14 protein-coding genes are annotated in these 18131 nt (G+C 74.5%); 4 read left to right on the plus strand and 10 right to left on the minus strand.

Annotated elements, in window-relative coordinates:
- Positions 1-4 precede the first annotated feature (4 nt).
- The gene (locus ACFV1L_RS11975) at positions 5-1429 is read left to right on the plus strand and encodes a lamin tail domain-containing protein (protein WP_380365124.1); all 1425 of its coding nucleotides are present in this window, start codon (positions 5-7) and stop codon (positions 1427-1429) included.
- Positions 1430-1525: 96 nt separating this feature from the next.
- On the opposite strand, the gene ACFV1L_RS11980 is transcribed toward ACFV1L_RS11975, so the two are convergent.
- From ACFV1L_RS11980 to ACFV1L_RS11995, 4 genes are all read right to left on the minus strand, one after another.
- Positions 1526-2272, minus strand: coding sequence for a hypothetical protein (locus tag ACFV1L_RS11980; RefSeq protein WP_380365125.1), 747 nt, complete (start codon positions 2270-2272; stop codon positions 1526-1528).
- Positions 2273-2421: 149 nt separating this feature from the next.
- Complete coding sequence (locus ACFV1L_RS11985) at positions 2422-3393, minus strand: hypothetical protein (RefSeq protein ID WP_380365126.1); 972 nt, start codon at positions 3391-3393, stop codon at positions 2422-2424.
- Between the two features lie 280 nt (positions 3394-3673).
- Entirely contained in the window at positions 3674-4231 is a 558-nt protein-coding gene (locus tag ACFV1L_RS11990; RefSeq protein WP_380365127.1) for a hypothetical protein, read from the minus strand.
- Between the two features lie 51 nt (positions 4232-4282).
- Positions 4283-4888 (minus strand): hypothetical protein, encoded by a 606-nt coding sequence (locus ACFV1L_RS11995; protein WP_380365128.1) that lies wholly within the window; start codon positions 4886-4888, stop codon positions 4283-4285.
- Between the two features lie 96 nt (positions 4889-4984).
- On the opposite strand from ACFV1L_RS11995, the gene ACFV1L_RS12000 reads away from it, so the two are divergent.
- The gene (locus ACFV1L_RS12000; RefSeq protein WP_380365129.1) at positions 4985-5398 is read left to right on the plus strand and encodes an SRPBCC family protein; all 414 of its coding nucleotides are present in this window, start codon (positions 4985-4987) and stop codon (positions 5396-5398) included.
- A gap of 141 nt (positions 5399-5539) precedes the next feature.
- Here the strand turns inward: ACFV1L_RS12000 and gdhA are convergent, their stop codons facing one another.
- Positions 5540-6919 carry an NADP-specific glutamate dehydrogenase gene (gene gdhA / locus ACFV1L_RS12005; RefSeq protein ID WP_380365130.1) on the minus strand — a complete coding sequence of 460 codons (1380 nt, stop codon included), beginning with the start codon at positions 6917-6919 and terminating at the stop codon, positions 5540-5542.
- A gap of 342 nt (positions 6920-7261) precedes the next feature.
- On the minus strand, positions 7262-8968 hold the full coding sequence (locus tag ACFV1L_RS12010; RefSeq protein ID WP_380365131.1) for a glycoside hydrolase family 13 protein: 1707 nt from the start codon (positions 8966-8968) through the stop codon (positions 7262-7264).
- Between the two features lie 314 nt (positions 8969-9282).
- On the opposite strand from ACFV1L_RS12010, the gene ACFV1L_RS12015 reads away from it, so the two are divergent.
- On the plus strand, positions 9283-9786 hold the full coding sequence (locus ACFV1L_RS12015) for a helix-turn-helix transcriptional regulator (protein ID WP_380365132.1): 504 nt from the start codon (positions 9283-9285) through the stop codon (positions 9784-9786).
- Between the two features lie 22 nt (positions 9787-9808).
- On the opposite strand, the gene ACFV1L_RS12020 is transcribed toward ACFV1L_RS12015, so the two are convergent.
- The 3 genes from ACFV1L_RS12020 to ACFV1L_RS12030 all read right to left on the minus strand — a co-directional run bounded on the left by ACFV1L_RS12020 (position 9809) and on the right by ACFV1L_RS12030 (position 12921).
- Positions 9809-10573 carry a TetR/AcrR family transcriptional regulator gene (locus ACFV1L_RS12020; RefSeq protein ID WP_380365133.1) on the minus strand — a complete coding sequence of 255 codons (765 nt, stop codon included), beginning with the start codon at positions 10571-10573 and terminating at the stop codon, positions 9809-9811.
- Between the two features lie 107 nt (positions 10574-10680).
- Positions 10681-12225 carry an MFS transporter gene (locus ACFV1L_RS12025; RefSeq protein WP_380365134.1) on the minus strand — a complete coding sequence of 515 codons (1545 nt, stop codon included), beginning with the start codon at positions 12223-12225 and terminating at the stop codon, positions 10681-10683.
- A gap of 165 nt (positions 12226-12390) precedes the next feature.
- A complete protein-coding gene (locus tag ACFV1L_RS12030; RefSeq protein ID WP_380365135.1) occupies positions 12391-12921 on the minus strand; it encodes an RICIN domain-containing protein in 531 nt (176 codons plus the stop codon).
- Between the two features lie 197 nt (positions 12922-13118).
- On the opposite strand from ACFV1L_RS12030, the gene ACFV1L_RS12035 reads away from it, so the two are divergent.
- Positions 13119-14594, plus strand: coding sequence for a helix-turn-helix domain-containing protein (locus ACFV1L_RS12035; protein ID WP_380365136.1), 1476 nt, complete (start codon positions 13119-13121; stop codon positions 14592-14594).
- A 3-nt stretch (positions 14595-14597) separates the two neighbouring features.
- On the opposite strand, the gene ACFV1L_RS12040 is transcribed toward ACFV1L_RS12035, so the two are convergent.
- Positions 14598-18101, minus strand: a complete 3504-nt coding sequence (locus tag ACFV1L_RS12040; RefSeq protein ID WP_380365137.1) for an NACHT domain-containing protein — start codon at positions 18099-18101, stop codon at positions 14598-14600.
- Positions 18102-18131 lie beyond the last annotated feature (30 nt).

Genomic DNA, 18131 nt, shown 5'->3' on the forward strand with positions numbered 1-18131 from the left:
CGTGATGGAACCGCGTGCCCCCAGGTGGCGTCGCCGCCTCTCGACGCTGTTGGCCGCCGTGGCGCTGCCGGCCGCCGGGGTCGGAGTGCTGACCGCCTCGCCGGCCGCCGCCGCGCCGGCGGACGACGTCCGGATCAACGAGGTGGTGACGACCGGGTCGGTCAACGACTCGATCGAGCTGTACAACAAGGGCACCGCGACGATCGACCTGTCGGGGTGGATCCTGAAGGACGACAACAACAGCAGCAAGTACAGGATCGCGTCGGGCACCAGCCTCGCCCCGGGCGGCTTCAAGGCGTTCGACGTGCACGGCAGCTTCGGCCTGGGCTCCGCCGACAGTGCCCGGCTGTACCTGGCCGACGGCGCGACGCTGGTCGACTCGTTCAGCTGGACCTCGCACTCCGACCCGTCCTGGTCGCGCTGCGCCGACGGCACCGGCGGCTGGACGCAGGCCGCCACGCCGACCCTCGGCACCGCCAACAACTGCGGTACCGGCGGCGGCTCGACGACGCCCGTGGCCTGGCCCGGCGGTTCGACGGTCGCCACCGCCGACGCGTCCAACGTCTTCGGCACCGACCTGTCCGGCCTCCACCAGGAGGGCGGCGTGATGTGGGGCGTGCAGAACTCCGGCAAGCTGTGGCGGCTGGTCCCGAACGGCTCCGGCGGCTGGACGCCCGACACCGCCAACGGCTGGGGCTCCGGCAAGGCGCTGCGCTTCCCCGGCGGCACCGGGACCCCCGACGACGAGGGCGTCACGCTCACCGGAGCGGGCTCGGCGGGCGGCGTCTACGTCTCCAGCGAACGCAACGCCGACTCCTCGTCCACCAGTCGGCTGTCCGTGCTGCGCTACGACGTGTCCGGCAGCGGCAGCACGCTGACCGCCACCCGCGAGTGGAACCTCACGGCCGACCTGCCCGCCACCGGCTCCAACCTCGGCCTGGAGGGCGTTGCCTGGGTGCCCGACGGCTACCTGACCGGCGCGGGCTTCAAGGACGCGTCCACCGGCGCCGCCTACGACCCGAGCCGGTACGCCGCGCACACCGGCGGCGTGTTCTTCGTCGGCGTCGAGGGCTCCGGCACCGTCTACGGCTACGTGCTGCTGGAGGCCGGCGGGTTCACCAAGGTCGCCACCGTGGGCAGCGGCATGGCCGGCGTGATGGAACTCCAGTGGGAGCCGCAGGCCAACCGGCTGTGGGTGGTCTGCGACGACACCTGCTCCGGCCAGCACCGCACCTTCCAGGTGAACGCGAGCGGCGCGTTCGCGGTCACCGCCGTCTACAACCGCCCGTCCGGCATGCCGGACATCAACAACGAGGGCTTCGCGCTCTCCGGCGCCGACGCGTGCGCGGGCGGCAGCAAGCCCGTGTACTGGTCGGACGACAGCAACACCAGCGGCCACGCCCTGCGCAAGGGCAGCATCGCCTGCTGAGACCGCGTCAGCGGCGGGCGCCGGCCCCGGCAATGGCACCGGCCCCGGCCCGGCCCCGGACTCCGGAAGGAGTCCGGGGCCGCGGCGTGCCGGAGGTCAGAGATCGGCGGGCGGTGGGGTGTCGGCGACCGGGCCGAACTCGGCCAGGCCGGTGGTGGACCGGACCGCATAGCCGTTGGCCTCGCAGCTCAGCGTCAGCTCGGAGAGCCGGCCCGCCCCGTCGATCAGCAGGTCAGTCGCGCAGTCCGGGACCTGATGCTGCGCCAGGTGCGCGCGGGCGTCGGCATCGAGCGCCCCGGCCAGCTCGGCCACCGGCAGGCGTCCGACCAGGTGGAAGCCGGTTCCGCCGCGGAGGGTGCGGATCTTCGCCATGCCGTGGAAGGACCCCGGGTCGGCCCGCAGCAGCGCCTCCGCCATCGGCCGGTGGTCGGCGAGCAGCGGCTGCGTCGAGCGCGCCGACGTCACCCACGGCCGGTCGCCGGTGCGGGTGTACACGGCGTCCCGGGTCACCGTCAGATAGGTCTGGGTCCGGACGTCCTGCTGCACCGACACCGCGCCGAGTGCACCGGTCTGCGCGTCCCCCGCCACGTTGATCGCACCCTGCCGCCGCACGCTGAGCGGGCCGTCCGTGAGCTGGACGGACAGTATGGCCGAGAACGGTTGCTGCGGTGCGGCCAGCACTGCCCGGAGCTGGGCCGACTCCTGCGCGGGGTCGTGCGGGCCGGGTGCGCCGGCCGTCGCCGGCGGGGAGGCCGCCCCGGTCGGCGCGGGTGCCGGCCCCGGCGGCGGCGTCGTCGTCGCCGTACACCCCGTCAACGCGGCCGCCAGCACTGCCACGGCCATCCCACCCCTGCGCGTCGCTGCGGACACCGTACTCACCGTCACTCCCCTTCGATCGGCGGGCGACACGTTGTCGCAGGTCGCGGGCGGAGCGCAAGCGATTTCGAGTTGCGTCGGGAAGACCTTCGGTGACGGTCGGTCAGAAGCCCGGTTCAGGAAGGGAATCCGGCGTGCACGTGGTCGTGGTGGGTCCGGTCGCTGAAGAACTGGTTCGCCGTCGCACCGCCGGACAGCAGGCGCGGGCCCCCGACGTTGTACGAACCGGCGGCCGCGGCGGCGCGCATGAAGGAGTCGACCAGGTCGGCCGGGGTGCCCGGGTCGACCACGGGGCGGCCGTCGATCTGCCAGGTGTCGAAGGCCAGGCCCTTCGGGTGGTCGCTGGGCCGGTCGGTGCCGAACACCAGCTGCGGATGGCCGGACCGCACCACGCTGACCTGGTAGCTGTACGGTCCGGCCAGCGTCAGCATCGCGGCCAGAACCGCGTCGTGCACCTGGCCGCTGCGGACGTCGGCCACGGCGGCCGGCGGCAGGACGATCCGGGGCTGGGCGAGGACCCCGGTCGCCGGGTCGGTGAGGGCGGCCGCCGCCCGGCCGGGGCCGGCAGGGTGCAGGGCGGTGACGGCCCACCGGGGATCGGCGCGGGACAGCCGCACGTCCACCGTGGTGCCCGTGGACTGCGGCGCACCGTCCGCCCCGGTCCGCCACTGCCGGCACACCACCAGGACGCTCGCCGAATCGCTCAACAGCCCGCCGTACTGCGCGTAGACCACCTCCACCGCGGCCTGCGGGGCGTCCGCCAGCAGCGGCCCGCCCTGCTCGGCGAGCCCCGCCGGGAGACCCAGTGCCGCCACCCGCTGTCCGGCCGCCTCCGCGCCCTGCCCGCCCCGCGGCCAGGTGCCGATCGCCTCCACCACCTGCACGGCCCGGAGTTTGACGTCCGGCTGGAGCTCCCCCGGCCCCGGCTGCCACGCGGCGGGCGAGGGGAACGGGGAGCCGGTGGGGGAAGGGGACGGAGACGAGAAGTTCCGGGCGATCGGGTGCGAGGCGGAACACGCCGTCAGGGCACCACCGAGCCCGGCCAGCAGAACGGACCGGCGGCGGGGAGCGGAGTGCGGGACGGTCATTCGCCCACTATCGGTGCAGACGGCGGGCGGACCGGAGGTGACGCGCCGTCGGGTCGGCCCCGACCCCGCGGAGCGGACGCCGAGGCACTGTCGGGCGGGTGGACCTGGCAGGACGGCGACAGCCCGGAGGCCCGCGAGGGCGGCCGGACCGAACCGTTCGAGGCCGAGGCCAGGCTCGCGCCCCTGGCGGCGGCACCGGCGCGGCCGGCCGGAGCCGAAGCCGCCGACCACCGGGACCGTTTCGCCACCCGCGCGGGCTCCCGGCGGAACTGCACGCACGTCAGGTCAGGAGGTGGCCGAGGTAGCCGGCGGCGGCGAGCAGGGCGGTGGCCGTGCAGTACAGGTGGGCGAGGCGGGTGAGGCGGGGACTGCGGAGGGCGGCCGCGCGGGCGGGGGCGAGGAGGTCGAGGCTGCGGGTGGCGAGGAAGCCGAGGGCCGCGCCGGCGGTGAGGAGGCCGAGGCCGAGGAGGGCGACCGGTCGGGCGTAGTGGTGGAGGGTGAGGGTGGTGCAGGTGGCGTCGTCCGTGCAGCGCACCGTCAGCACCGTGCCCGCCGAGTAGGTGCGGGGCGCGTCGGGCAGTCGGACGGAGACGCCGTCGACGGTGCCGTGGCAGGTGGTGACGGCGGTGCGGATCGTGCGCCGGTCGACGGTGCACGAGCTGACGGTCAGCGAGCGTCGGGGACTGTTGCGGGCGTCCGACAGCTCCCGGAACCGGGCGAGGCTCACGGCCAGCACCGCGACGCCGAGACCGGCCGCCACCAGGGCCGCGACCAGGCGGACCCAGGCCGCGCGGGTCGGTCCGCTTCCGCGCGCTGTCGCGGCCTGCTGCTGGGGCATGACGGCCCCTCACTTGTCTCCCGAACGGCTGTGCGGCCCCAAGGTACCGCTTCAGAGGAAGAGGCGGGCGAGCAGGCCGGCGACGGTGAGCAGGACGGCGCCGACGGCAGCGAGCACGGTGGTGCGGCGGGTCAGCCGGTGGCGCAGGGCTTCGGCGCGGTGCGGGGCGAACAGGTCGACGGCGCGGGTGGTGAAGGCGGCCAGCGCCCCGCCGGTGACCAGCAGTCCGCCGACCACGAGGCCGAGGGCGAGGACGTGGTTGCCCGCGGTGAGGACGTCGCAGACGCCGTCCGAGGTGCAGCGGGCCTTCACCGCGGTGCCGGGAGCGTACGCCTTCGGCGCGTCGTGCAGTTGCAGCCGCGCACCGATGACGTCGGTGCTGCCCGGGTCGCGGGTGCCGTGGCAGCTGACGGTGCGGGACCGGCCGTGGTCGCGGACGGCGCAGGAGTCGACCAGCACCCGCAGTTCCGGTCGGCGGTGCTGCTCCGCGAGTTGCCGCACCCCGCCGAGTCCGCCGAGGACCAGCAGGACCCCGAATGCCGCCCCGAGCAGCGGGAGCAGCAGGGAGACCGCTCCGGCCGGGGAGGGCGACGGGCGCGCGCCGCGCTTCGGGGTCGGACCGTTCTTCGTCCGGTCGGGTCGCTTCCTGTCGGCCATGGCGGGCCGTCCCCTCTTCCCCCGTGCGAGCGGCGCCCTGCCCGGCGCGACGGCCCAACCTACCTCAGGGCCGGAGACCGCGGATAGGATCACCGAATGACCGAGTTCCGCATCGTGGAAGCAGTGGCGCTGTCGCCCGAGGAGACCTGGCGGCGCGTCACCGACTGGCCCCGGCACGGCGATGCGGTGCCGCTCACCACCGTCACCGGCGACTGCCGGACCGTGGTCGCCCGTACCGGCGTCGGCCGGCTCGGCTTCGCGGACGTGATGGACGTCGCCCGGTGGGAACCCCCGCAGGACGGCGGCCCCGGCCGGTTCCGGCTGGTCAAGCGCGGGCCGGTGGTGACGGGTTGGGCCGAGATCGAGCTCCGGCCGTACCGGGGCGGGACGGCCGTGCGCTGGCGCGAGGACCTGCGGATCGGCGTCCTGCCCGCACTGTTCGAACGGCCGACCGCCTGGTGCGGCCGGGTGGTGTTCCGCCGGGCACTGCGCAGGCTGCTGCGCGGCTGAGACGTCGGAGACGTCCGAGCGTCCGGGACATCCGAGCGTCCGAGACGTCCGAGGCTTTCGAGAGTCAGAGACGTTCGAGAAGGCCCGACGAGAAGGGCCCGGACCGCCGCCGTGGTCCGGGCCCCGCTCCATGACCGGACGTCAGATCAGGCCCTGGGCCAGCATCGCGTCGGCGACCAGCTCGAAGCCGGCGATGTTCGCGCCGACCACGTAGTTGCCGGGGCTGCCGTACTTCTCGGCGGTGGTGAAGCAGGAGTCGTGGATGTGCTTCATGATCTCGCCGAGGCGGTTCTCGGTGTGCTCGAAGGTCCACGAGTCGCGGGAGGCGTTCTGCTGCATCTCCAGCGCGGAGGTGGCGACGCCGCCGGCGTTGGCGGCCTTGCCGGGCGCGAAGGCCACGCCGGCCTCCTGGAAGACCCGCACGGCCTCGGGGGTGGTGGGCATGTTGGCGCCCTCCGCGACGGCCTTCACGCCGCCGCGGACCAGCGCCAGCGCGTCCGACTCGTGCAGCTCGTTCTGGGTGGCGCAGGGCAGCGCCACGTCGCAGGGGACGTTCCAGACGCCGGTGCCCGCCACGTACTTGACGTGCGGGCCGCGGGCCTCGGCGTAGTCCGAGACGCGGCCGCGGCGGGACTCCTTGACCTCCTTGAGCAGGGCCAGGTCGATGCCCTTCTCGTCGACCACGTAGCCGGTCGAGTCGGAGCAGGTGAGGACCGTCGCGCCCAGCTGCTGGGCCTTCTCGATCGCGTAGATCGCCACGTTGCCGGAGCCGGAGACCACCACGCGCTGGCCCGCCAGGCTCTCGCCGCGGGTGCGCAGCATCTCCTCGGTGAACATCACGCAGCCGTAGCCGGTGGCCTCGGTGCGGGCCTGCGCGCCGCCCCAGCCCAGGCCCTTGCCGGTGAGCACGCCGGACTCGTACCGGTTGGTGATGCGCTTGTACTGGCCGAACAGGTAGCCGATCTCGCGGCCGCCGACGCCGATGTCACCGGCCGGGACGTCGGTGTACTCGCCGAGGTGGCGGTGCAGCTCGGTCATGAACGACTGGCAGAAGCGCATGATCTCGGCGTCCGAGCGGCCCTTGGGGTCGAAGTCGGAGCCGCCCTTGCCGCCGCCGATCGGCATGCCGGTCAGGGCGTTCTTGAAGATCTGCTCGAAGCCGAGGAACTTGACGATTCCGAGGTTGACGGAGGGGTGGAACCGCAGTCCGCCCTTGTACGGGCCAAGGGCGGAGGAGAACTCCACCCGGAAGCCGCGGTTGACGTGGATGCCGCCCTTGTCGTCGGACCACGGGACGCGGAAGATCAGCTGCCGCTCGGGCTCGCAGACCCGCTCGACGATCCGCGCGTCGACGAGTTCGGGGCGCTGCTGCAGGACCGGGCCGAGCGTCTCCAGGACCTCGCGGACCGCCTGGTGGAACTCGTTCTCGCCCTGGTTCCGCCGCAGGACCTCCTGGTAGAGCGGCTCGATCAGGCGGGCGCCGGCGTCGGTGGACGCGGCAGAGCTGGGGGTGGCCGGCATCAAGGCACAACCTTCCGTGGATCGGATGGTGCACGAGGGCGCCCCGTCCCGGGGGCCGCCCTTGGTCCTCCTCGCCGTTGAGGATCGCCGCCGACGCGCCTGACACGCGCCGCGCGACGGGGTGGGACCTGTGGTCCACACCATTGTCACAGTGCTGACCTGTATTCATCGACAGCGTGTCCAGCATGTGAACAGCCGATCAGGTGATTTCGGCCGCCGGCGGCTCCCCGGAGCCCGACCTCAACGAATCGTGCAGATCCGGTGACGGTTCGGTGCTCGCCCGCCGGAGATCCCCTGCGCCGTGGTGGGTTCGCGGGCAGGGGATCCGGCGGGCGGGTGCCGCTACGTCCGGGGCTGGATCCACCAGGCGGTGGTGGCCGGAGGGAGGACGTCGGGCGGGCAGGGGGCGGAGGAGAGGAGGGGAGTGCCGGTGACGGGGGCGGGGGCCGGGGTGGTGCCGAAGTTGGTGGCCACCAGGAGGCCGTCGCCGCGGGTGAAGGCGAGAACGTTGGGCGGGGTCTCCAGCCAGCGCAGGGTGCCCTCGCCGAGCTGGGGGAGCAGGCGGCGCAGGTGGAGGGCCTCGCGGTAGAGGTGGTAGGGCGAGGCGTGGTCGGTGAGGGCGCGCTCCGCGGTGTGGGCGGCGAAGGACGGCGGCTGGGGCAGCCAGGTGGGCGCGGAGTCCTCGGGGCCGAAGCCGAACGGGATCTCGGTGCCGGACCACGGCAGCGGGACGCGGCAGCCGTCCCGGATGCCCTTGCGGCTGCCGGTGCGGAAGAAGATCGGGTCGGTGATCACGTCGTCCGGCAGGTCGTCGACCTCCGGCAGGCCGAGCTCCTCGCCCTGGTACAGGTACGCCGCGCCGGGCAGCGACAGCATCAGCAGGGCGGCGGCGCGCGCCCGTTCGGGGCTGCCGAAGCGGGTGGTGGTGCGGACCTGGTCGTGGTTGTTGAGGACCCAGGTGACGGTGGACCCGGTCGCGGTGATGTCGCGCACCGCCGCGTCGATCACCTGGTGGAAGTGCTCGGAGTCCCACGGCGCGTGCAGCAGGTGGAAGAAGAACGCCTGGTGCAGTTCGTCCGCCCGCACGTACTTGGCCTGTTCGGCCGGGGTCGGCACGGACGCCTCGCCGACCAGCAGCCGCTGCCGGCCGTCCTGCGCCGTGTACTCCTCGCAGATCGACCGCCAGGACCGCCACACGTCGTGGACCTCGGGCTGGTTCCAGGCCAGCGGGTTGACCGAGTCGCGGGTGCGCTCGTCGGCCTCCGGGTCGGGGGAGTCGGGGAGTTCGGGGTGCTTGAACAGGCCGGCCGCGACGTCGATGCGGAAGCCGTCCACGCCGCGGTCGAGCCAGAACCGCAGGACCTTCTCGAACTCCTCCGGGACCTCCGGGTTGCGCCAGTTCAGGTCCGGCTGCTCGGGGGTGAACATGTGCAGGTACCACTGGCCGGCGGTGCCGTCCGGCTCGGTGATCCGGCTCCACGCCGGGCCGCCGAACATCGCCCGCCAGTTGTTGGGCGGCAGCTCGCCGTCCGTGCCGCGGCCGTCCGCGAAGTGGAACCGGGCCCGCTCGGGGCTGCCGGGGGCGGCGAGCAGCGCGTCCTGGAACCACGGGTGTTCGGTGGAGCAGTGGTTGGGCACGGTGTCCAGGACCAGGCGCAGGCCGAGCTTGCGGCAGTCCTCGACCAGCAGGTCGAAGTCCTCCAGCGAGCCGAACATCGGGTCGACGCCCTTGTAGTCCGCCACGTCGTAGCCGTGGTCGTGCTGCGGCGACGGGTAGAACGGGTTCAGCCAGATGCCGTCGACGCCCAGGCGCTTGAGGTACGGCAGCCGGGCGCGCACCCCGGGCAGGTCGCCGATGCCGTCGCCGTTGGAGTCCTGGAAGCTGCGCACGTAGACCTGGTAGATCACGGCGTCCCGCCACCACAGGGAGTCGGGGGCGGCGGGCGCCGTCTGCTCGACCGGGAGTTGGCGCTCCCCGGTGGCGGCGGCGGAGGGGCCGGGGACCTCGGCGGGGCGCGGCGGATCGCCGGGGACGACGGACGTGATCATGCGTCACCTTCACGGGAGCGCGCGAGGGAGGTCGCGCTGACAGGCGTGGGAACCGGCTTGCTGACAGGCCGTCAGTTCCTCGGAGATACCTGCATGTTAGGTATAGGCCAGAGAGTGTGTCCAGGAGACTGCCGGGACGGATGTCACTTCCTGCGCCTCAGGGTGCCACCACCTGGACCGATCCGGGGCGGGTTCCGGACGAATAACCGGGCGCGCACCGGGGTAGGGCAACGCCCAGGAGCGCCGCCCGGCGCACGGCCGACCACGGTCCGACCGCCCGGCGCACCCCCCCGGACGTTCAAGGAGGCACCCGCGTGCGGCTACCCCTGCTCGCACTGCTCGCCATGGGCCCCGCGCACGGCTACCAGCTCCGCCGCGCCCTGGAGAGCACCTTCGGCCCGGCCTACCCGCGCACCAACGACGGGCAGGTGTACATCACGCTGGGCCGGCTGGAGAAGTCCGGCCTGATCGAGGGTCAGGACGTCGCCCAGGACGGCCGCCCCGCGAAGCGGGTGTTCGCGCTCACCGACGCCGGGCGGCGCGAGCTGGCCGACTGGTTCGCCCGGCCGTCCGAGGGCGCCAAGGTCCGCGAGGAGTTCTTCCTGAAGCTGGTGCTCGCCCCGCAGACCCGGCTGGCCGACCGCCGCACCCTGATCGACGTCCAGCGCTCGCACTGCCTGGCCGCCCTGCGCGGGCTGCACGCCAGCGCCGACCGGTCCGCCGGGCACGGCGCGTCCCGGCTGCTGATCGAGGGCGCCGTGCTGCAGTTGAAGGCCGAACTCGACTGGTTGGAGCGCTGCCAGCAGGAGTTCACCTGACGGACCGCCCCGCCGGGCGCGCTCACCGGGCCGCGGCCCCGGCCGCCATGCCGGCCAGCAGCCAGTCCAGGGCGCGGTGGAACTGCTGCTCGCGCAGCACCGCCTCGGGCTCCTTCGGCCGCTCCACCACGACGCCCGACTCGGCGACGCCCGGGATCTCCAGCACCGCCTCGGTGATCTCCTCGATCAGCCCCTCGGTGGTGGTGCCGGCCGCACCCGCCTTCTCCTGCCAGTTGATCTCGGTGGCGGTGAAGCCGTACGTGTACTGGAAGATCGCCGACAGCGCCGCCATCGCGTCCGGCTCCGGGAGCGGCGACTCGCGGGCGATCTCCAGCGAACGGGCCGAGAAACGCACCGAGTTCGGCCCGATGTTCAGGTAGTCGTGGTAGATCCGCACCGCCCACGGGTGCGCCAGCATCGCCGCCCGCCAGGTCACCGCCAGCGCCCGCAGGCCGTCCTGCCAGCCCAGGCCGTCGGTGGGCCGGGGCAGTTCCATCTCGCCCGCCACCACGTCCAGCGCCAGTTCCAGCAGGTCGTCCTTGTCGGCGACGTACCAGTACAGCGACATCGGCGTGACGTCGAGCCGGGCCGCCAGCGCGCGCATCGAGAACTTCGCCTCGCCCTGCTCGTCCAGCAGCCGCACCGCCGCCGCGACGACCACCTCGCGGTCCAGGCCGCCCGCGCCGCCGGCGGCGGCGCCCGCCGCGCGGGTGCCGCGGCGGCCCCGGGCGGGCTGCGGAGTGAGCCACACGCTCTTCTTCACCTGTGAGGCGCGCTTGACGGCCACGCTGCTCCTTCGCGTTCCGGGATGCCGGGGAACCGGGCTGACGGTGCCTACACGGTACGCGCCCGGACCCGCGCGAGGTGCGCGGGCCCGGGGAGGTCGGCGGCCGGTCAGCTCGGCGAAGCCGCAGGTGAGGGGTCCGGCTGCGCGGGCGGGGCGGCCGGAGCGGCGGGCCGGTCGGCGCGGTGCAGCAGCGCCGCCGAGAGCAGGCCGCCGAGCAGCACCGCGGCCGCGCCGATCAGCTGACTGGACGTCAGCCCGTCGGCGAACGCCGTCCGCACCGCCGCGCGGGAGCCGTCGTCGGGCGCGGCGGCCAGCGCCTCCGGCAGCGACCGGGCGGCGGAGCCGGGCACCCCGTCCGGCAGGCCCGCCGCGAAGCGGGAGCCGAGCACCGCGCCGAGCACGGCCACGCCGAGGCCGCCGCCGAACTCGGTGGCGGTGCCCTGGAGGCCCGCGCCCGCACCGGCCCGCTCCGGCGGGATCGCGCCCATCAGGGCCGAGGCCATCGCCGGGGTGGCCAGCGCGATGCCGCAGCCCATCAGCAGCAGGCCCGCCAGCAGCCCGGCGTAGCCGTGCGCCGAGCCGGTCAGCGCGATCACGGCGAGACCGCCGGCCAGCAGTGCCATGCCGATGGCGATCGCGCCGGAGAAGCCGGTCCTGGGCAGCAGCCGGGCGCCGACGCCGGTCAGGTTGAGCGCCACGATCACCAGGGCCAGCGGGGACATCCGCAGGCCGGCCTCCAGCGGCCGGTAGTCGAGCACCAGTTGCAGGTACTGGGTGAGCAGGAACAGCGAGCCCGCCATGCCGAAGGCGCTCAGGATGCCGCCCGCGACCGCGCCGTTGAACCGGCGGTTGCGGAAGAACACCATGTCGAGCATCGGCGCCGGGGTGTGCGCCTCCCAGGCGACGAAGCCGCCCAGTGCGAGCACGCCGACCGCCGCGGACAGCAGCACCTTGGTCGAACCCCAGCCGTCCACCGGGCCGGAGATGATCGCGAACACCACGCCGACCATGCCGACGGTGGACAGCACCGCGCCCGGCAGGTCGGGGCGGCGGCCGGCCGGGTCGCGGCTCTCCGGCAGCAGGCGGGTGACGGCGAACAGGCCGAGCAGCGCCACCGGAACGTTGATCAGGAAGATCGAGCCCCACCAGAAGTGCGCCAGCAGCGCGCCGCCGAGCAGCGGGCCGCCCGCGAAGCCGAGCGAGCTGACGGCCCCCCAGATGCCGATCGCCTTCGGCACCTCGGCGCCCTGGAAGACCTGCACGACCACGGCGAGGGTGGTGGTCATCAGCAGGGCGCCGCCGACGCCCATGCCGGCCCGGGCCGCGATCAACTGCCCGGAGGACTGGGCGAAGGCGGCCGTGGCGGAGCCGATTCCGAACAGGGCCAGGCCGGCCAGCAGGGCGCGCTTGCGCCCGTACCGGTCGGCGAGGCTGCCGGCCGTCAGCAGCAGGCCGGACTGGACCAGCGCGTAGGCGTTGATCATCCACTGGACGTCGGCCGTGCCCGCGCCCAACTCCTCGGTCAGCGACGGGATCGCCACGTTCAGCACGGTGTTGTCGAGCAGGACCACCAGGGTGGCCAGGCAGACCACCGCCAGGATCACCCAGCGGCGCGGGTGCGGGGCGGTCGCGGGGACGGGCGTCGGTGACAAATGGGCTCCCAGGGACGGACGCGAAGGGGCGCGGCCGGGTACGGCCGGGCATGCGTTGTACACCGTAGAGGAACTCTTCTACGGTGTACAACGAATATCTCCGCGAGGCTTCCCGGGAGGGAGCGGCCGTCGGTCCTCACCGCCGCCCCGGCCGGCCCACCGCGGTCAGGCGGTGTGCCAGCGCTGGTCGTCCGCGTCGTTGCAGTACCACTGGATGATCGGGGTGCGGTTCGCGGAGCTGCCGCCCTGCACGCTGACGCACAGGTTGGAGTTCTTGTTCCGGAAGCGCATCTTCCAGGCGTCCGCCGTCATGTAGTTGTCGATGTACCAGACCTGGTTCGCGTTGCCGAGGCAGTCCCACTGGCCCAGCTGGGCGCCCGCCGCCGTGGTCCAACCCGGGGCCTCCAGGCACTTGCCCCAGTTGTTGACGATCTCGTAGGCGCCGCCGCCGGTGTTCTCGAACGTCCACATCTGGTCGTTGTTGCCGTTGCAGCTCCACTGGATCGCCAGGGTGCCGTTCCCGCTGCCGCCGCCGTCGTTGGCCAGGCACTGGTTGGTGGCGTTGCTCCTCAGGTTCCCCAGGAAGTCGCTGGCCGCGGAGGCCGAGCCGGTCGAGGTCAGCGAGAGCGACACCGTCAGCGCGGTGACGGCGCCGGCGGCGGAGAGCGTGCGGCCGAGGCCGGTCCTGCGGGTCATGGGATCCTCCCGATCGGTGCTGCTGGGTGCGGTGCCCGGCCACCCTAGGGCCGACGCGCCGTCAGCACCGGTGCCGGACCGCCCGGTGAGCGGGCCCGGAGGGTGTCGCACCGCACACCGGGCGTGTTGATCTCCGGCGCGCGGCGCGGATAGCCTGGACACGAATCGACTTTCGGATGTCACGCGGGGGAAGCGACATGCCCGAGACGTCCCCACCGGCAGGTCGGACCCTCGAACGCCTGCGCCGCGCCGACGACGTGCTCGACCTCCAGGCCGCCGGCCGCCGCGGCGGCACCGCCGCCGTCCTGCGCCGCCTCGCCGCCCGCACCCGCGCCGGCGTCCTGCTGCTCCACCCCACCGGCACCGACGCCTGCCCGCCACCCACCCCCGTCGCCGCCGCCGAACGCGCCCTGGCCCGCAGCGCCGTCCGCGAAGCCGCCACCCGCGCCGCCGGCTCCGCCGCCGTCGGCCGGTCCGCCCTCACCTGCCTGGTCGTCACCCTGCCCGGTCCACCCGGCACCCGCCCGCCCGTCCTCGCCGCCGTCGCCCGACAGCCCGCCCCGCCCGAACTACCCGTCCTGCTCGCCGACGCCGCCACCGTGCTCAGCCTCACCTGGGACGCCGAACACGGCCGCCGCCAGGCCCACCGCGCCCGGCTCGCCGACACCGGCACCCGCGAAGCCGTCCTGCACCTGCTGATCGACGGTCAGATCGCCGTCGCCCGCCGGCTCGCCCGCACCCTGCGCCGCGAACTGCCCGACACCGTACGGATCTACGCCGTCGAAGGACCCGCGGCCGGCCGCCGGGAAGCCGCCGACCGGTCCACCGCCGGCGTCGGCTGGGCCGGCCGCGAACCCGGCACCGCCCGCCGCACCCTGGTCCTCGAACCCGCCGACCCCAGCCGCCCGACCGCCCCCTGGCTGCACCACCCCGCCGTCGCCGACACCTGCCACGTCGGCATCAGCGACGCCGTCCCGCTGCGCGACACCGCCACCGCCCACCGCCAGGCCCTGCACGCCCTCGCCGCCGCCCGCCGACACCCCGACCGCCGCGCCACCCACACCCCGCCCCGCGGCCTCGCCGACGCCCTCGGCGCGGACGGCGCCCACTGGGCCGCCGCGACCCTCGCCCCGCTGCACACCCACCGCCCCGCCCGCCCCCAGGACCCCGACGGCCCCGTCCTGCTCGCCACCGCCGCCGCCTGGCTGCACCACCCCGCCGACGCCGCCGCCCGCCTCGGCATCCACCGCAACACCCTGACCGCCCGCGTCGCCCACCTCCACCGGCTCCTGCGCCTCGACCCGCACCGGCTGGCCGACCGCGCCACCCTCGCCCTCGCCCTGCGCTGGGACACCGCGCCGACGGACCGTCGGTGCCCGCCGCTCGACGCCCTGCTGTCCCAGCCCCGGGCCGTCGACTGGGCCCGCCACCTGCTCCACCCGCTGCACGCCGCCCCGCCCGAACTCGCCCACACCCTCCGCTGCTGGCTCCGCCACGACGCCCGGATCGCCCCCGCCGCACGCGAGTCGGGCCTCTCCCCGTCGGCCGTCCGCAAACGCCTCACCCGGATCGAGACCCTGCTCGACCGCGCCCTGCTGCGCCCGCCGACCGCCGTCCACGACCTGTGGCTCGCCCACCGGTCGCTGGCGCTCGGCGACCTGACGGCACGTTGAGGATCAGCGCGCGTCGAGTTCGAGCGCCGGGCCGAGCCAGGCCAGCATCTGCCGCAGCCGCAGCCGTTCCTGCTCGTCCAGGCCGGGGCGGCCGATCATCTCGCGCAGCCAGGACGCCGCCTCGGCGCCCGCGTCGGCGGCCAGCAGGTCGTTGAGCAGCTCCAACTCCTGGTCGCTGGGCAGCCAGAGGATCTCCAGCGCGTGCCGCCAGCATTCGAGCGCGGCCTCGCGCTGGCCGAAGCCCGCGAGCCCCCGGGCGATGGTCCGGAGGTCCGAGACGGAGAGCCTGGTGCGGGTCTTGACGGTGCGGATCACGGTGGGCAGGTAGCCCAGCCCCTCGGTCTCGACCAGGGTGCCGAGCGCGCTGGAGATCTGCTGGCCGGTGGCTGCCGGGGAGGCGAGCAGCCGGTGCGCGAGCGTCGCGGCGAGCGGGGCCAGGGAGTCCGTCGACGCGTCCAGCGCCGCCAGCACGCCCGCCACCCAGTCCTCGTCCGGCCCGGGCTGCTCGCCCAGGACCTGTTCCACCACCGGCCGGAGCTCCGCCGGGCGGGCCTTGAGCAGCACGCCGGCGGCGTCCTTGTAGTACGACTCGACCCACAGCGGTGTCCGCAGGGCGAGCGCGGCCAGGACGGCGGCCTCGGCGCTCGCCCCCGCGTCCAGCAACTCGCGTGCGCAGCGCGGACGTTCGAACGGGGTCAGCTCCTCGCCCTGGTTCAGCAGCGCCATGATGGCGGGCGCGGCGGCGCTGCCCTCGGCGGCCAGCCAGGCCGCCACCACGAGCGAGGTCTCCGACGTGGGCCGATTCGGCGTGGACAGCACCTGCCGGGCCCACTCCACGGCCAACCGGGTCTCGCCGGCCTCGGCCGCCGCCCGGGTGAGCCAGGCCGCGAGGTACGGCGGCTGACCGGCCGCCGGGGTGGCGTTCTTCAACGCATCGACCACCGGCTCGGGCCGCTCCCTGCCGTGCACCCGGGCCCAGATGTCCGCCGCGTTCCGCAGCTGCCGGGCCGGCATCCGCTCGGAGCGCAGCATGTGCTCGGCGACCCGGGCGGCCGCGGCCGGCTCCCCGGACTCCTCCAGGGTCCGCGCCAGCACATCGCGGCCGTTGCAGTCGAACACCGGCCGGTTCAGGGCCGCGACCGCCACCTCGTCCGCGCAACGGCCCTGGGAGGACTTGAGCCAGGCCCGGGCCGCCCGTTGCAGGTCACCCGAGCGGGCCGACGGGTCGGCCAGCACCTCCCGGGCCAACTCCCGGACCCGGTCGGCCTCGCCGAGCACCTCCAGGGCCTCGGCGGCGATCGCCGTCTCCCAGGTGTCGGCCCGCGGCCCTTCCCGGACGGAGCGGGTGCGCGCCAGCACCGCCTGCCGGGCGGGCAGCCCGAGGGACAGCGAGATCCGGGCCGCGTCCGGCAGCTCCCCGTAGGCCCCGGGCAGGACGTCCGCGAGCAGCGCCTCCGCCTCGGACGGCGCGCACACCCGGCTCAACGCCTCCAGGGCTCCCAGGCGTTGGGTCGCCGTCAGGACCCGGCTCGCCGCCAGGGCGCGCAACCGGTCGGCCGTCCCCGGCCGGTCCGCCAGCGCGGACAGCGTGGCGAACGCCTCCCGCAGGGCCGACTCGTCCTCCTGGTTGCGGACGCTCGCCTGGAGCCGCTCCAGGATCCGAGCCCACTTCTGCTCGGACACCCGCACGCCCTCGGCGACCAGCAGACCCGCCAGGTTCACCGGGTCCGTGTCGAAGACCGTCCGGCGCAGCAGGTGATCGACGATCAGGTCGGCGTCGCAGTCCGGCCGTTCCGCCCACAGGCAGAACGTGAACAGGGCCAGGGTGTGCTCGGCCTCGCCCACGCCCTTTCCCGCCCAGCTGTCCAACCCCGGGAAATCCGGCGGAATTTCGGCCGCGTAGGACCGGGCGGCCAGGAACTCGGCGAACGAGTGGTGCAGGAAGCGCAGGTCGTCGCCCTGCGGGACGAGCAGCGCGGTGCCGAGCAGCAGGTGCCGCAGCTCCGCCTCCCAACGCCCCGTCAGCGCCATCTCCGGCGGCCGGTGCTCCTGCACCCACCGGCGGGCCGCCGCCTCCAGGGAGCCGTCGCTCTCGATCCGGTGCCGGGCCAGCGCACCGACCAGCTGCTCGCGGACCTGCCGGACCCAGCCGGCCAGCTCGCCGTCCCGCCCGTCCCGGCCCGCGCCGCGGCTCATCAGGTGGTCGTGGAACAGCTGATAGAGACTCAACCGGTTCGCCGGCAGCGGACGGTGCGGGTCGATCGTCGCACTGACCGCCGCGAGGGTCGCCAGCAGCGGGTTCTGCACCAGCTCGCTCAGCCGCCCGTCCTCGGTCTCCCGCAGGAACCGCGACGCCGCGGCCTCCGTCTCCGCCGGGCCCCGGTCCTGCGCGCGGAACCACTGGGTGGCGAAGTTGCGCAGCTCCGCCCGGCTGAACGGCTCCATCCGGTACGAGCTGAACGCGGCGCCGCGCAGCGGGGTCAGCTCGATCTCCGGCAGCGGACGGGTCGTCACCAGGAAGCGGTACGCCCCGTCGGACCGGGCGTGCTGCGCGAGCACCCGGATCAGCTGCGCCCGGGCCTGCCGGTCGGTGATCTCGTCGAGCCCGTCGACCAGCACCAGCCACTGCGCGCCCTGCACCCGGCCGGTGAACAGCCCCGGGTCGGCCTCGGCGACCAGGCTGTGGCCCATGCTGTCCTTCGCCGCGTGGCACAGCGCGGCGCTCCACGACCCGGAGTGCTCCACCAGGGCGCGGGCGGCGATCCGCAGCGGCACCAGCGGCTCGGTGGCCGGAGCGGCCAGGGTGCTCTCCTGCCGGAGCCAGACCCGGGACAGCAGCCAGGTCAGATGGTTCGTCAGAGTGGACTTCCCGGAACCCGGCCCGCCCGTGACGAGCAGGTGCCCCGGCCGCTCGAAGATCTCGCTCAGCGGCAGCACGGTGTCCCGCTCCGTCGAGGAGGCGTGCGGGTACGAGCTCTCCGACCCGGCCGCGGGCGTGCCGTGCGCCTCGGGACCCGCGGCCTCCCGGGACGGCGCCACCGCCGCCCGCATCTGCTGCCGCACGTAGATCGCGGACAGCGGCGGCTCCTTGACGTCCAGCACGTCGTACGGCAGCCGGTCGGCCGAACGGGACTGCGCCTCCAGCAGGTTGCGCAACGCCAGTGCCGGCAGCGGGAGTTCCGACCAGGACGTCAGGCGCGGACGGGAGGACTGCTGCTCGGCGGCGGTGGCCCGGTCCCGGGCGTCCTTCGCCCGGGTCCAGATCGGCACCACCTCGGCCGGATCCCGGCCGAGCGCCGTGGCGAGCGCCTTGGTGAACTCCAGGGTCAGCAGCCGCGACGCGTTGTGCACGCCGTACACCGCCGCCTTCCCGGCGAAGCCGGTCCGGACGAACGCGTTCGGGGTGCCGTATCCGGCGCTCACCAGCGCCTGCCGGAACCAGGACGCCAGCTCCAGCAACTCCGGGTACTGCACCTGCTCGTCCTTCGGCGGACGCCCCGCTGGCATGTCCTCCCCACTCGGTCGCCGACCCCGGAT

The organism is Kitasatospora sp. NPDC059646 (assembly GCF_042734615.1).
Lineage (GTDB): Bacteria > Actinomycetota > Actinomycetes > Streptomycetales > Streptomycetaceae > Kitasatospora.